We start from the raw sequence: 13,665 nt of genomic DNA, 5'->3' as shown, positions 1-13,665 counted from the left end.
TGGAGTCCTTGTGCTGTCTGATCGTGCGTCTCAAATGGTGGTGTTTGCCGCCTTACTTACTCATAAAAACTTTACTCAGGCTGCCAAGAACCTTGGAGTCTCTGTATCCCATGTCAGTAAGCAGCTGGCGCTGTTGGAAGAGTCGTTAGGGGTCAAGTTAGTCCAACGCACCACAAGGACTTTTACGCCGACTGAAGCAGGGGAGCAGTTTTTCTATCATTGCCAGAAAGTAGTACGAAGTGTTGAAGAAGCGCATCTGGAAGTTGAAAGCCAAAAAGATGAAGTGGCGGGTTTGATTCGAATCGGCTTATCGCAGTCGTTTGGCACCTTGCATATTCTCCCTGCGATTGATGAGCTGCGAATGCAGTACCCTAATCTGCAAGTAGAGATGCATTTGTTTGACTACAAGGTCGACATGCTGCAAGAGGGGCTTGATCTCTGGATCACCAACAACGAGACGCTGCCTGAAGGATACGTCGCACAGCGGTTAGCGGACAGTCAGTTTGTGGTAGTCGCTTCGCCAGAGTATCTGATGAAACACGATACCCCTCATCATCCGAACGATTTGGCTGAGCATAATTGCCTGATTTATCGAAGCTGGGAGCGAGATTACACCAGCTGGGCATTCTCCAATCGTGACGATCAGCTAAATGTGAAGGTGTCTGGAAATTACTCGGTTGATCTGGCTGAAGCTGTGCGGGATGCCGCTGTTGCCGGGTGGGGAGTCGCTTACCTTGCTACTTATCTGATTCGTGACGAGTTCAAGCAAGGTCAGTTGATTCAGCTTTTACCTGAGTGGATACCCAGTCAGAACATGCCATTTTATGCGGTTTATCCTAGCCGTCGTTACCTGTCGACAAAGACAACAGCAGTGATTGAGTTCATTAAGAATAAAATTGGTTCACCTTGCTACTGGGATAAACGATTGTCTCCCTATATCCATCGACCTAAAGCCTAATTTTCTCCCTGAGATTGTTTCTGTTTTTGGAAACATCTTTGCTATATGGAAAAAATAGCGAAAAGCAAACGTTTATCTTGATTGAAAACAGCAGCTTAACGCGTTGATTAAAGTTTGAGTTGTGGAAAGTAAACCGGATTTTAACAACTTGGATTTGCATCTCATTTGTAACGGAATATTATCCGACGCCATTCTTAAGCCCCTTTTAGTCGGATATCTCCATGAACTCGATCCTCGGAATTATCGCCATTCTTGCACTGGCATGGCTACTTTCCACCAACAGAAAAAATATTAACCTAAAAACGGTGTCCTTAGCCTTTGCTCTGCAGATTACCTTTGCGCTGTTAGTTCTCTATGTGCCAGCAGGTAAAGAAGTGCTGAACAATGTCACTGGAGCAGTGTCGAATCTTATCAACTACGGTCAGGAAGGGATTGCCTTTTTGTTTGGTGGGTTGGCAACCGGTGGTTTTACCTTTGCCATCAACGTGTTGGGTATCATTGTCTTCTTCTCTGCGCTGATCTCCGGTCTGTACCATATTGGGCTAATGCCGAAAGTGATCAATGTGATCGGCGGCGGATTGCAAAAACTGCTGGGGATAGGCCGTGCAGAATCCTTGTCTGCTACGGCAAACATTTTCGTCGGTATGATTGAAGCGCCTCTAGTGGTGAAGCCCTATCTGCGCCAGATGACAGATTCGCAGTTCTTTGCTGTGATGACAGGCGGTCTTGCCTCCGTAGCGGGTGGTACACTGGTTGGTTACGCGTCGCTGGGCGTGGACCTCAATTTCCTGATCGCTGCAGCGTTTATGTCGGCCCCTGCCGGTTTGCTGATGGCTAAAATCTTAGTCCCTGAAACGGAAAAAATTGACGCTCAGGTTGAAATGGACAATGTCGATATGCCACGCGCGACCAATGTCGTTGAGGCGATGGCGGATGGTGCGATGTCCGGCTTACGAATAGCTGTCGCGGTTGGTGCCACCTTGCTAGCGTTCATCAGTGTGATTGCCATGCTGAACGGTATGCTGGGCTGGATTGGTGGTCTGGTCGGCATGGAGCTGAGTTTTGAGCTTATCTTAGGCTACTTGTTTGCGCCAGTGGCTTGGCTGCTGGGTGTTCCGTGGAGTGAAGCGATTACCGCGGGTTCTCTGATTGGTAACAAAGTGGTGGTTAATGAATTTGTTGCCTTTATTCAGCTAATGGAAGTGAAATCTCAGCTTAGTGAGCATTCACAGGCGATTGTGACGTTCGCTTTGTGTGGTTTTGCGAATATTTCGACAATGGCAATGCTGATTGGTGGGCTGGGCAGCTTGGTACCTGAGCGTCGCAGCTTTATTTCCCAGTATGGATTCCGTGCCATTGCAGCAGGGGTAATGGCCAACTTAATGAGTGCCTCAATCGCTGGTGTGATACTAAGCCTCTAAAACGAAAAAGCCGCTTTATGATAAAGCGGCTTTTTTATGTCAGTTTTTCAAGTTCAGTAATGTTGTCGATCGCTTGCTGGTTCGTACTACCACAGACGACAGGACAGGGTTTAAATTCGTGGCACACTTTCGGTCTTTCTGGTTTACCAAACAACTTACACAAATTATCTTCATTGAGCTGAATACATCTTGTGCCAGCCGGTTTGCCTTTCGGCATGCCCGGAATCGGCGAAGAAATACTTGGCGCGATACAACACGCTCCACAGCCTAATCGGCATTCCATATTGATGACCTCATCAAAAACAGGGGCGCGATAGTAGCAAAAAAGATTGCCGTTAGCAGTATGAAATTCGCTCAATGCATCATTTGCTTGCTTAATGACATTCATGACTTGGTCGCCTATATGACAGGAGCGTGAGTGGATGCAGTCTCCCTCTAATCAATATTTTTGTTAGTTTTGAGCGTGTTCCACTAGACTTAAAGGTTAGGGGAAACGCTTTTTAGGCGTTTTGAAATGAAAAATACAATCGGGAGTGTCTCGTCATATGAGCGATAATAGCTTTTGGACAAAACATTCCAGTAAAGTCGCGACGGCCCTTGGCATAGCTGGTGCAGTTATGGTTGGTGTCGGTATCTATTTTGTCGTTGACTACGAACACCAACAGGCTCGTCAGGAACTGCTTGGTGTATGGGAAGAGTCGAATGTGGCGACCTATGCCGCCAATACGTTGCATGTGGCGGAAGAAGGGATCTATTGGAACGAAGATTTAATCAGCACACACTTTGCGTTTGATGGGGAAACGTTGGAGTTTAATCTAGGCAGCAGTGAGCAGCGTTATCATCTCGATAGATTAAGAGGGACCTTGGTGCATCTCAATGGCAATTACAAAGCAAAATACCTCAAACAATCACCAAAGACTTACGCGCTTGGTCATCGTGCCAGAGGCCGTTGAACTCGCTAACCTATTGCTTATCTGAGAGAGTTTCGGTAAGCCTTTTAAATACTGCCTTTACTTATCTGTTCCGTACAAAAATTGCCCTTGAACTTTACGCGTCTAAACGGTATAAAACGCTCCCCTTGTCCGATACCGAAGTAATGTTATGAGCCAGCCATTTTGGGAAAGCAAATCACTAGAACAAATGACCGAGCAGGAGTGGGAAGCACTCTGTGATGGTTGTGGTAAGTGCTGCCTGCATAAGCTCATGGATGAAGACACGGACGAAATCTACTACACCAACGTGGCGTGCAGTTGGTTAAACAGTAAAACCTGCTCGTGCAAAGACTACCCGAACCGATTCACATCAGGTGAGGAATGTACCAAGCTAACCCGCGATGATATTGATGACTTCACTTGGTTGCCGCACACCTGCGCTTACCGCTTATTAGCGGAAAAGCAGCCGATTCCTGAATGGCACCCTCTGATTACAGGATCTAAGTCTGCGATGCATGCGGCAGGCGAAAGTGTTCGTAACAAAGTTGTATACGAGATCGACGTGGTGGACTGGGAGGATCATATCCTTAACCATCCTGATCGAGCATAATAGATTTCATACAAAAAACAGCCGCTAATAGCGGCTGTTTTTGTATTTGCCAATTGCTAACATGGCAAAGACTCGCCAATACGCTTTGTTGATATACACTGTTTAGTAATCATTGTTTAAACAAAAGCTTGCACAAGAAGAGTGCCGCTTTCGAGGTGTATATGAACCACAACTTTGGATTCACCAATCGATCTTTTATCAGCCTGTTCATTGTTATGTTGATGGCGTGGGTGCTGAGCTTTCAAGCATTAGCGCAAACTCCTACAGTATCAAGGGCTGAAGCGGCGATCACCAAGATAAACGCTGACCTTAAAGAACTGACAGTGACACTTGAAAGTGCGATTGGTGATGAAAGAGATGCGCTGCAACTGAAACTGTTCCAAAAAAATGAGGAACTAAGGTCGATTCTGGCCACTGCCATTGAACAAAATAAGCTGCCTAAAGAGGCGTTGATTGAGCAGGTCGCAACTCAGCAAGCTTATTCTCAAGGGGCATCCGAGTATCTTGAAGGTAAGATAAAGTCACTCAGCGAAAAACTCAATGAAGCGAAAGACGAACAGCGTCTGACTATGCTAAATGATTATCAGGAGCTACAACATTATCTTGATACTGTTATTGAGTCGAGTTGGCAGAATATTCAGTGGCTCAAGCAATTGGGTGTCGATGAGACTCTAGAAGAAAAGCAATTTAAAAGTTTTATCACCAAGCGATTGCGTCTGGTCTCTGCGTCGGTGGAGTACTTCAGCCAGCAGATTGATGTGGTGGATAAGCAGCTTTCCATTAGTCCAGAGTCAGAAAAATCCAGCCTGCAACTCAGTCGATTGGTGACCCAGCAAAGGCTCAATATTGCTGGTGATAGCCTGAGCTCCTTAGTCTCCATTGCCGATCAACTATCGGTTAAGACCGCAGAGTATAAGCGTCTGATGTTTGAAGTCACAGGTAGCGTGACGCAGGATTTGTTGGACTGGCAGGTCGCACTTTCTGTGGTAACGCATTGGTCGGAAAATTTCTGGAGTTGGATTGCCAACAATGCCCCGCAGCACTTGTTTCAGTTGTTCGTTTTTATTCTGATTCTACTGGTAACTAAGGTTCTTGCTAAGCTGGCGCGTAAAGTCGTCAGCAAAACGGTGGTTTCAAAAAACCTCAAAATGTCACAGCTGATGCAAGATTTCTTTATCGCCATGTCAGGCAATGCGGTATGGATTATTGGTATTCTGATTGGGCTGTCTCAAATAGGGCTTAACCTTACGCCTGTGTTGACGGGTTTTGGTATTGCTGGGGTGATTGTCGGCTTTGCGCTTCAGGATACGCTTTCGAACTTCGCAGCAGGTATGATGCTGCTCATCTACCGCCCATTTGATGTTGGGGATTTTGTCTTTGCTGGTGGCGTCGATGGCAAGGTGAGTCACATGAGCTTAGTTAACACCACCATCAAGACATTCGACAACCAAATCATTATTGTGCCGAACGGCAAGATCTGGGGTGATGTGATTAAGAATGTTACCCATGAACGAGTGCGTCGCGTTGATATGGTGTTTGGCATTGGTTATAGCGATGACATTCTTCAAGCAGAGAAAGTGCTAAAAGAAATTGTCGACTCTCATCCAGCGGTATTACGTAATCCCGAACCTAATATTCGTGTACATTTGTTGAACACGTCTTCGGTCGATTTTATCGTTCGCCCTTGGGTGAAAACCGATGATTACTGGGATGTGTACTGGTATGTCACACGTGAAGTGAAACTGAGATTTGATCAGGAAGGCATATCGATTCCTTTCCCACAACAAGATGTGCACTTACATATGGTTAAACAGGGTGATTAAATCACTTTGATGAGATAAGAATAAGAGCGCCAATGGCGCTCTTTTGCGTTTATAGCTGGTCGTAAAAGGTGATGGTCGGTTCCTGCTCTAGCAAACCTTCCAAACTGTCTAAAAGGTTGAGAAAGTGTGCCTGTTTGCAATGTTCATCAAAAGCCTGCTTGTCGGTGAACTGCTCTTGAAACATAAATATTGCCGAGTTGCTGCTGTCCTTTAACAGGTCATAGCGAAGGCACCCTGGCTCATTTCGGGTAGGTTCTAGCATAGCGATTAACAAGGACTGCAATACGCTTTCTTGGCCAGCTTTTGCGTGAAAAGTCGCGGTTAAATTTATCATTATGTTTACTCTGTAATTATTGATTTTTCGTTGTTGTTTATTGGTATCTTCCCTGACGTTGTAGGAATTCGATTTTGTATCCATCGGGATCGGTAATGAAAAAGAAAGTAGCGAGATCAATACCTTGATGCTGCATGGTTTTCGTTTCAGAGGGAGCTAATCCTAGCGTGCTGAGTTTGACATGCGTCTGATGAATGTCATCGACACAGACTGCAATATGCCCGTAGCCGTTTCCGTGACTATACGGTTCTTTCGTATCGTGATTGTGGGTCAACTCTAACTCGAAACCAGTTTCGTGGTTGGCTAGGTAGGTAAGGGTAAAGCTGTCAAAAACGAATTGGTCTTTCACCTCAAGTTCAAGTGCTGTGCGATAAAACTCAATCGAAGCGGTAAGGTCTTGTACTCTCACCATAGTGTGAATTAGCTTCGTCATTATCTTCCCCTTGCTCTGTTGGTGAGAAGAATAAGGGGAAATGTTTAGCGGAAGGTAGTACCGGAGTACGACAGCGAAAAGATTTTAACTATTCACGATGAGTTGCTGTTTGACGGCTGCCATAACATCATCGGGCTGGCGAAGATAGATGAGGCAAGCACAGCGAAGTAGGGAGGTGAAGTTTTTGATTTCCCCATTGTATTTCAATGCTTCAGCGTAAATCGCGCTGATAAAGCGGGGAAGTGTCATTGATTGTTGCTGCGCGATCTCCTCTAAAATCTGCCAGAAACTGGCTTCGAGCTTAATGCTGGTCGCGTGGCCATCAATTCGGATCGAGCGAGCAATAATCTGATAGTTTTCTTGAGGCTGATTAGAAAATATTTCACACATAATATGATGCTGAACAATGATAAACCGCTATTTCTAACCTGCCATTCATTACGAGTCAACAGAAAACGATGTCACTAAAAAACGCCCCGAAAGGCGTTTTATTTTATTGAAGGTTCAAAGTACGCTCATTTAACTTGTGTCTTGATGTATTCACCCAGCTCCGAGTGATGCATGATTTTAGACATAGGAATAATGGCCTCTGCTGGCCCCCAGGCAAACACGTTTACCGGTGTATGTGTGTGCGTACCCGTGCCCCAAACAATGTTTTGGCCAGTGGCCTGCTCTCGTGCAAGCAGGTTACCGCGATCGTTATATGGGAAGAAGGCGTCGAAGTCGTTAATTGCCGGAACTTCTTCAACAGACAAATATTTATGTCCTGCTAAACGATATGGGTTAGGTTTACTGGCAAGGACATTTGCTGCTTGACCGGAAGTGATTGGGAAGTCGGTATTCTTGTTCACCATTTCTGCAAACTTAGCGGCAGTTTGCTGATTTTTATCCAGCTTTTGGAACTCACTCACGATGCCGTAGTAGCTCTTCTTCTGGTTGTATAGACCATCTAAGATCTGAAATGCACCAAAGTTAAAGTTAGGGGCGTAACTACGCTCGGCAAAAGCTTCGCCATCACGTTGCTCAGGTTTTGGCAGATCCTGAGAGGAGTAGCTGAAGCCAAAGGATCCCGTTTCATGATCAGCGGTGACGATGACAATGGTATCTTCACGGCCTTGTGCCCATTGATAAACGGTATTGACGGCTTCATCAAATTTGATCATCTCATGCAGCATGGTGCCGGCATCATTACTGTGTCCAGCCCAGTCAATTTGGCCGCCTTCAACCATGAGGAAGAAGCCGTCTTCGTCCTTCGAAAGGATATCCAGCGCTTTATCCGTCATTTCTTTAAGGCTTGGTTGGGTGCGCCCTGGATCATTTTTACTCATGCTATAAGCAATGCCGTCGTTCATACCAGAGTAGGAGAACAGACCAAGCAGCTTATCGCCTTGCGCTTTTGCCATCATGTCACGGTTAAAGGCCAGTGAGTAACCGTCTTGCTGCGCTTCAGTGAGCAGGTTACGGTCATCTTTGCGCTTAGACTTAAGGTAAACATCGCCCTGAGTCAGCGTTTTCAGTTGGTTGTATATCTCACCTTTGTCGTTGGTCGACTTTGGAATCCAGTGACGAAGACCGCCGGATAGCATGACATCTGCTCCCGTTTCCAACATGTCAGATGCAATGTCATTCTCTAGAGATCGGTGAGGTTGGTGCGCGGCAAATGAGGCTGGGGTAGCATGAGTGAGGCGGGTATCAGAAACCAACCCGGTTGCTTTGCCCATGCTTTTAGCTTTTTCTAAAACCGTCTGAACATGGTTACCTTGAGAGTCGATACCAATGACTTCTGAGCCAGTATAAATACCCGTTGAAAGCATGGTTGCCGAACATGCTGAGTCAACCACAATCGCATCTTCAGGGTGGGTCAGTGAGGAACCGATAACGCCTTCCTGAGCGAGTTTAAACAGTGCCGTCGGTTGACCTTGGTAAATGGAATTCGGGGCTTGATTGGCATAAGTTTCTAGCAGGCCAACCTGCTGTGGGCCCATCCCATCACCAATCATCAGGATAACGTTTTTAATTTCTGCAGAAAGTGCATTAAAAGAGAGCGCAGAAGTCGCGACTGCCGCTACAAGAGGTTTTGTTAAGTGCTTCATCGAATTGTCCTTATTTGTAAAAGCGTCCTGATTAAATCACTGTTACATTTCCCATTTGTGTCATCAATGAATTAATTTATAAAATCGATTGCATGGTGATTTTTGTGTTGATTAACACGAAATAAAGTTCATTTAAGTGAGTCTTTTGATATTAAAAGTAGCGGTAACATTGAGAGGTGAGCAGCAGTGCTTTGTTAGGGGAGGTCGGGCAAGTAAAACTGGAAGAACTGTATTTTCTTCGCAATAGAAAGATGGCGGGCTTAGCGCAAAGTGAAAAAGCCGTTGTCAGTTGAGCGTAACCGAAATGAAATGTGCCACAAATTATGGAGCTACAGCTAGACGTGGAGAGGTGACACTATTTAACTTAGCGTCAATTAAGCTTGATGAAGAAAAAACAGCTGGTCGGAATAACTCTATATCAGAGCTAGAAGTATTCCGCCAACTGTTGCCGCTGCGGAAAGATATTGCCCCGCAGAATAAGCACCATCATCTTCTTCTTTGATTTCGTCAGGTTTATCAATACCTAACGCACCATGTGTGAAGGATTCTACTTGATCGCCGACGGTTTTATCCGCCTTCTCTGCGGCTTTCGCTTCCTTATCAATTTCCTGCAAAGCGGCAAGCAACGCCTTTCCTTCATCAGAAAGCGTGACTTTATTTTGCTCCACTTTAAGCGGAGCCGGGCCATTATTTGGCTCACTTTGATTCGCTTGAGGCTTGACCTGCTGGGCTGGTGTCAGCTTAGCTGGCTCCATTCCTACTGGTGTCATAGCGATCTCCTTACATCATCCTCATGGAATATATCGACCAATGAGCGAAAAACTTGTGCAAAATATGTCGATTTTGTATGAAATAGAATCAAGCACAAAGCATGCCTGATTTATCCATTACATATCAAAAACTACTATTTATTGAATTTACATGATGTTAGTTCAATGGATCTTATCAAAGTGAGCAAAATGGATGCCGGGTTAGAGGCAAGATAAATCCTCGTTTCTTTTCGTTAGGTTGTGGTAAGCCTTCATTCGATTCTCCATTTGTACATATCGCGCTGGAGGAGCGAGTACCTCTAGTTGGTAGTCGTCGCTTTCAGAGATAACGTCACCTGTTGGCGTAATCACAACAACACGTAAATCTGGATTTCTAGAGAGAATCGATGCTTTGGTCCCTAATCCGTCTTCAATATGAAACTTGCCGGCGATATGAACGATCTGTTTGGAAGGGTTCTGCTCCAGATAGCGAGTCATACTTTCTGCCATGGTTTCATCCCAAGCCACCTGAGCGGCAAACTGTTTTTCTGTCTGTTCAGGTTTTCCATGGTGCATCGAAGCCATGAATTTATCTTTGTATGGGCTCGATGTGACATTCACTTTCTCGGCCACATTCGCGCGTTGCTCAGGGGGAAGTTTATCGAGGTAACCAACCCCTTGCCGCCCAATGCAGCGAACGATGGGTTTCGGCGCATTCGCCGCGATAACATCGAGCTGATTGGCTTTTGCCAGTTCAACTAGCGCGCGATAGTCACTTTCATAGTTTGGCCAAGCGCTGGCGTTTTTAATCAGCGTTTGCTCCCCAATTTCACCAGATAGGTACTGATTGACGATATCTTGGCTGTCACGTGAGAATTGCTCCATAGAGACAGCCACATTATGGCCTTGTGAAAAAAGCGCTTTGACTAAGTCGGTTTGAAAGCGATGAACTCCGGAATGGGTATGCCATTCACCCACCAAAATAATGTCAGCTTTTTGAATGTCTTCGGGAAGACTGGTTAGGGAAACGGTTGTAGCGTGTGGGGTGAAGAGTTGATAGTCGTAGAAACTGGTTATTTCTTGATGAGGAGCAGTGGAACAAGCTGACAAAGTCAGACATGCCAAAGATATAGTGAGAAGCTTACGCATGAAATGCCTCCAAAATATGATGCGAGCATACTAATGGAGGCAGGAAGATAACTCAATCTAAATGAGAATTATTATCTAGTGAATTAATCAGGCTGTTTGCGATAGATACGAATCATAAAGTCTGCCTCGCATTCAAATAACTTAGCTGATTTCAGACGATCGCGCAGCTCTTCACTAGCTTTCCATGCAAAAGGTGTCATTTGGAGCAAATCATGTGCATCGCCACCTTGCAATGGCATGGTGTAAGTGAGTTTGAGTGTTTCTTCAAGACTAAATCCATCAATGATTTCTGCTTCTTCGCTATGCAATCTGACATCCTGATAGATACGTTCTCTAAGTTGGTAGAGGTGACGACCCGCAGGCGTGGCTGTGATGACGACACCATTGTCATTCACGACTCGTGCTAACTCTTCTGCTTTACAAGGTGCATAGATACGTAGCACGGCGTCAAGGCTGTTGTCTGGAAAAGGCAGGCGAGTACTCGACGCTACGCTAAATGAACAGTTGGTATAACGTTTAGACGCGTAGCGAATAGCCACTTTAGATATATCGAGACCATAAGTTACTGCTTGTGAGTGCTGTGTTGAAAGCTGCGTCGCGACCTCTGTGGTGTAGTAACCCTCACCACAGCCAATATCAAGTAACTGGTGCTGAGTGCCTTCAAGGTATTTAGCACAGATCTCAGCCACTTTCTCTTTCATCGGGCGATAGTAGTCTTTCTCTAAAAAGCGACGACGGGCCTGCATCATCTCTTTGTTATCACCCGGATCTTTAGAACGCTTATGCTGAACTGGCATCAAGTTGACGTAGCCTTCTTTGGCTAAGTCAAAAGCATGGTTGTTCTCACAGCGATAGGTGCGCTCAGTGAGTGACAGGCTTTGATGACATAAAGGGCAGGTATAAGACATAACGATCTCAGGATGACAAAATGAGCGCGAATTCTAACAGGAACCGTGTTTTCAGACTAGCATGGGAAGGGCGACATAGAGGTAAAAAAGGGCAGAAAAAGTCCTGCCCATTTTTTCGTATTAGTGGAAGAAGTCGACTTGTTGTTTCAACGAACCGGCTTGAGTTTGCAGCTCTTCAGCACTTTGAGTGGTCTTAGCGCTGGTTGCTCGGCTTTCTCGGTTCAATTCACTGATCGAATTCGCATTGGACGCAATCTCTTGTGATACATTCGCTTGCTCTTCAGAAGTCGCCGCTATCGTATCAGCCTGAGTGGCAATAGATTGCACTTGTGACGCAATGGCCTCCAGAGCTGAGCCTGCCTCTTGGGCTTTATCCAATACCTGATTCGCATTACTTTGGCTCTGAGTCATAAGATTCACGGCGTTACCTGTAGAGGTTTTCAGCTTCTCGATGATCGATACGACATCCTGAACAGACGTCTGTGTGCGATGCGCTAACGTACGGACTTCATCAGCTACAACAGCAAAACCACGGCCTTGTTCTCCTGCACGTGCTGCTTCAATTGCAGCATTCAGAGCAAGCAGATTGGTTTGTTCGGCGATTTCATCAATCATCTTTGTGACAGTTTGGATAGCTTCACTGTCTTTGTTTACTTGTTCAATGGCTTGCGCGGAATTATCTAGCTGATCGTTGAGCTGTGCGACATCAATACAAACTCCTTCAACTTTTTCTAGCCCCGACTGGCTGTCTTCGTTGGTGAGACGGACGTTTTCAGCAATTGCTTCTACTTGCTCGGCTACTGATTGTGCGGAAGATGCCATTTCTTCAATAGCAGTTGCTACTTGCTCAACCTGTTGCTGCTGCAGGTCTGATTGGCTGAGATTCTGGTTGGCATCCTGCGAGACACTACGCGACGCTTCCTGAACTGCGTCACTCGTAGAGCGAATCTCGCTGACCAGGGCATTCAGTTGTCCTGCCATATTGGCGACGCCGTTATTCAGGTTAATGATTTCATTCTTAGATGCTTTGCCTGTCGCTGGTATATCTAAACTTACTTCACCTTTTGCTAGGCGAGACATATACCCGTTCAGTACCGTTAGTGGTTTGAGGTTACGGTTCAGGAAAATAGTCAAAATGATGAAGGTGGCAATCGCCACTACCGTAGCAATCGTAATGATCAGCTTGAGCAAGGTGTCACTGCCTTTGGTGACTTCTTTGATGAACGTTCCACCAAGCAGCTTCCAGTTCCAACCAGGTACTTCTGTGTAAACTAGGTATTTCTCTCCAACTGTGCCCTGATATTCGTATGGGTAGCGGATCAGGCCACTTTTCTGTTCGAAAATCTGATGGAAAGGTTTATTGCCATTGTAGTCGGCGACATCGATGATGGGTGGAGCGTTTTCATCATGAATTGGGTGCAATAGGTAGCGACCCAAATTGTCCTCTCGGTTATCTACTACAATGCTATATCCTGTATCGCCCCACTTTATTGAACGTAATGATTCAAACAGATCTTGAGTCGCTTGTTCGACTGGTAAGCCAATAAAGGTCACGCCGGTCACCTTGCCCTGATAGTCTTTGAGGGGGGCGTAATAGGTAATATAGTTTTCGCCAAAAAGCTTAACTTGAGCGTAGTAAGGTTGGCCGCTCATTAGCTTGTTATAACCCGGATGGTTTTTGCCTAATGTTGTACCAACCACGCGATTACCTGATGGGTTTTTGAGTGAGGTTGACACTCGAATAAAGTCGCCATCTAACGGAGCAAATAGCGTGGCTACTGCTCCTGTATCACGGGTAAAACTATCAACCAGTTTTTCATCATTGATGAGGCTCTCACCATATTGAGTCACATTTAGAACCTGTTTACCATTGAAGTCGACGGTGTAGTCTTCAACATAGACGCCTGCCAGATAACCATTTCTAAAGGTGGATTCCAAAACTTTTGCGGTATGAAGGTAAGCGTTAAATTGGCCGGCAATGGTCATTGCCATTGCTTCGACCTCTGATTGGTGGCCCTTGAGTGTGGTATCAAGGAGCACTTTAGAGGCATTACGGTAAACGAGGGTAGCGGTCCCCACGAAAGAGACCAACAAGCAAAGCAGTATCACCAACTTTAATTGAAAGCCAACACTTTGGTTTTTGAATTTCTCGAACATTTTTTAATTATCCTGTCTTTAGAGACGTGTCTTATCGCTGAAAAATAGAGCTCTTATTGTAAATTAAGAATAATAATAACGACTTATCCATTTGTTAA

Annotated in this window: 14 protein-coding genes; 5 read left to right on the top strand and 9 right to left on the bottom strand. The window is 45.5% G+C overall.

The window, feature by feature from the left end; genetic code table 11:
• Window positions 1-10: 10 nt before the first annotated feature.
• Window positions 11-958, top strand: coding sequence for a LysR family transcriptional regulator (locus tag QMA41_RS16485; RefSeq protein ID WP_281630185.1), 948 nt, complete (start codon window positions 11-13; stop codon window positions 956-958).
• A gap of 221 nt (window positions 959-1,179) precedes the next feature.
• Window positions 1,180-2,379, top strand: coding sequence for a NupC/NupG family nucleoside CNT transporter (locus tag QMA41_RS16480; protein ID WP_045984969.1), 1,200 nt, complete (start codon window positions 1,180-1,182; stop codon window positions 2,377-2,379).
• Window positions 2,380-2,413: 34 nt separating this feature from the next.
• Here QMA41_RS16480 and QMA41_RS16475 read toward each other — a convergent pair whose 3' ends face one another.
• Entirely contained in the window at window positions 2,414-2,662 is a 249-nt protein-coding gene (locus QMA41_RS16475) for a YkgJ family cysteine cluster protein (protein WP_080748865.1), read from the bottom strand.
• 262 nt (window positions 2,663-2,924) lie between these two features.
• Here QMA41_RS16475 and QMA41_RS16470 point away from each other — a divergent pair, with 262 nt between their 5' ends.
• The 3 genes from QMA41_RS16470 to QMA41_RS16460 all read left to right on the top strand — a co-directional run bounded on the left by QMA41_RS16470 (window position 2,925) and on the right by QMA41_RS16460 (window position 5,744).
• Window positions 2,925-3,332 (top strand): DUF2850 domain-containing protein, encoded by a 408-nt coding sequence (locus QMA41_RS16470; RefSeq protein ID WP_281630184.1) that lies wholly within the window; start codon window positions 2,925-2,927, stop codon window positions 3,330-3,332.
• Window positions 3,333-3,480: 148 nt separating this feature from the next.
• Window positions 3,481-3,921 carry a YcgN family cysteine cluster protein gene (locus QMA41_RS16465; RefSeq protein WP_043008763.1) on the top strand — a complete coding sequence of 147 codons (441 nt, stop codon included), beginning with the start codon at window positions 3,481-3,483 and terminating at the stop codon, window positions 3,919-3,921.
• A 215-nt stretch (window positions 3,922-4,136) separates the two neighbouring features.
• On the top strand, window positions 4,137-5,744 hold the full coding sequence (locus QMA41_RS16460) for a mechanosensitive ion channel family protein (protein ID WP_235284679.1): 1,608 nt from the start codon (window positions 4,137-4,139) through the stop codon (window positions 5,742-5,744).
• 49 nt (window positions 5,745-5,793) lie between these two features.
• Here the strand turns inward: QMA41_RS16460 and QMA41_RS16455 are convergent, their stop codons facing one another.
• The 8 genes from QMA41_RS16455 to QMA41_RS16420 all read right to left on the bottom strand — a co-directional run bounded on the left by QMA41_RS16455 (window position 5,794) and on the right by QMA41_RS16420 (window position 13,567).
• Window positions 5,794-6,078, bottom strand: coding sequence for a putative quinol monooxygenase (locus tag QMA41_RS16455; RefSeq protein ID WP_281630183.1), 285 nt, complete (start codon window positions 6,076-6,078; stop codon window positions 5,794-5,796).
• Window positions 6,079-6,115: 37 nt separating this feature from the next.
• The gene (locus tag QMA41_RS16450) at window positions 6,116-6,511 is read right to left on the bottom strand and encodes a VOC family protein (protein ID WP_281630182.1); all 396 of its coding nucleotides are present in this window, start codon (window positions 6,509-6,511) and stop codon (window positions 6,116-6,118) included.
• 84 nt (window positions 6,512-6,595) lie between these two features.
• The gene (locus QMA41_RS16445) at window positions 6,596-6,901 is read right to left on the bottom strand and encodes a ribbon-helix-helix domain-containing protein (RefSeq protein WP_019275315.1); all 306 of its coding nucleotides are present in this window, start codon (window positions 6,899-6,901) and stop codon (window positions 6,596-6,598) included.
• 125 nt (window positions 6,902-7,026) lie between these two features.
• The gene (locus QMA41_RS16440) at window positions 7,027-8,604 is read right to left on the bottom strand and encodes an alkaline phosphatase (RefSeq protein ID WP_281630181.1); all 1,578 of its coding nucleotides are present in this window, start codon (window positions 8,602-8,604) and stop codon (window positions 7,027-7,029) included.
• Between the two features lie 413 nt (window positions 8,605-9,017).
• The gene (locus QMA41_RS16435; protein WP_019275317.1) at window positions 9,018-9,374 is read right to left on the bottom strand and encodes a hypothetical protein; all 357 of its coding nucleotides are present in this window, start codon (window positions 9,372-9,374) and stop codon (window positions 9,018-9,020) included.
• Window positions 9,375-9,575: 201 nt separating this feature from the next.
• Window positions 9,576-10,502, bottom strand: coding sequence for a ChaN family lipoprotein (locus QMA41_RS16430; protein ID WP_281630180.1), 927 nt, complete (start codon window positions 10,500-10,502; stop codon window positions 9,576-9,578).
• Between the two features lie 83 nt (window positions 10,503-10,585).
• Window positions 10,586-11,410: a 23S rRNA (guanine(745)-N(1))-methyltransferase gene (rlmA, locus tag QMA41_RS16425; protein ID WP_281630179.1), complete on the bottom strand. Its 825-nt coding sequence runs from the start codon at window positions 11,408-11,410 to the stop codon at window positions 10,586-10,588.
• 120 nt (window positions 11,411-11,530) lie between these two features.
• Window positions 11,531-13,567 carry a methyl-accepting chemotaxis protein gene (locus tag QMA41_RS16420; RefSeq protein WP_281630178.1) on the bottom strand — a complete coding sequence of 679 codons (2,037 nt, stop codon included), beginning with the start codon at window positions 13,565-13,567 and terminating at the stop codon, window positions 11,531-11,533.
• Between the last annotated feature and the right edge of the window lie 98 nt (window positions 13,568-13,665).

It is taken from the genome of Vibrio sp. St2, from assembly GCF_947311885.1.
Classification (GTDB): Bacteria; Pseudomonadota; Gammaproteobacteria; order Enterobacterales; family Vibrionaceae; genus Vibrio; species Vibrio coralliilyticus.
Note: the sequence above shows the minus strand (reverse complement) of the source record. Positions and strands in the feature narration are given on the sequence as shown.

Excerpts from the sequence above, each read along its gene's own strand:
- QMA41_RS16480 (WP_045984969.1), top strand. The coding sequence starts at position 1,180 with ATGAACTCGATCCTCGGAATTATCGCCATTCTTGCACTGGCATGGCTA.
- QMA41_RS16475 (WP_080748865.1), bottom strand. The coding sequence starts at position 2,662 with ATGGAATGCCGATTAGGCTGTGGAGCGTGTTGTATCGCGCCAAGTATT.
- QMA41_RS16470 (WP_281630184.1), top strand. The coding sequence starts at position 2,925 with ATGAGCGATAATAGCTTTTGGACAAAACATTCCAGTAAAGTCGCGACG.
- QMA41_RS16465 (WP_043008763.1), top strand. The coding sequence starts at position 3,481 with ATGAGCCAGCCATTTTGGGAAAGCAAATCACTAGAACAAATGACCGAG.
- QMA41_RS16460 (WP_235284679.1), top strand. The coding sequence starts at position 4,137 with ATGTTGATGGCGTGGGTGCTGAGCTTTCAAGCATTAGCGCAAACTCCT.
- QMA41_RS16455 (WP_281630183.1), bottom strand. The coding sequence starts at position 6,078 with ATGATAAATTTAACCGCGACTTTTCACGCAAAAGCTGGCCAAGAAAGC.
- QMA41_RS16450 (WP_281630182.1), bottom strand. The coding sequence starts at position 6,511 with ATGACGAAGCTAATTCACACTATGGTGAGAGTACAAGACCTTACCGCT.
- QMA41_RS16445 (WP_019275315.1), bottom strand. The coding sequence starts at position 6,901 with ATGTGTGAAATATTTTCTAATCAGCCTCAAGAAAACTATCAGATTATT.
- QMA41_RS16440 (WP_281630181.1), bottom strand. The coding sequence starts at position 8,604 with ATGAAGCACTTAACAAAACCTCTTGTAGCGGCAGTCGCGACTTCTGCG.
- QMA41_RS16435 (WP_019275317.1), bottom strand. The coding sequence starts at position 9,374 with ATGACACCAGTAGGAATGGAGCCAGCTAAGCTGACACCAGCCCAGCAG.
- QMA41_RS16430 (WP_281630180.1), bottom strand. The coding sequence starts at position 10,502 with ATGCGTAAGCTTCTCACTATATCTTTGGCATGTCTGACTTTGTCAGCT.
- rlmA (WP_281630179.1), bottom strand. The coding sequence starts at position 11,410 with ATGTCTTATACCTGCCCTTTATGTCATCAAAGCCTGTCACTCACTGAG.
- QMA41_RS16420 (WP_281630178.1), bottom strand. The coding sequence starts at position 13,567 with ATGTTCGAGAAATTCAAAAACCAAAGTGTTGGCTTTCAATTAAAGTTG.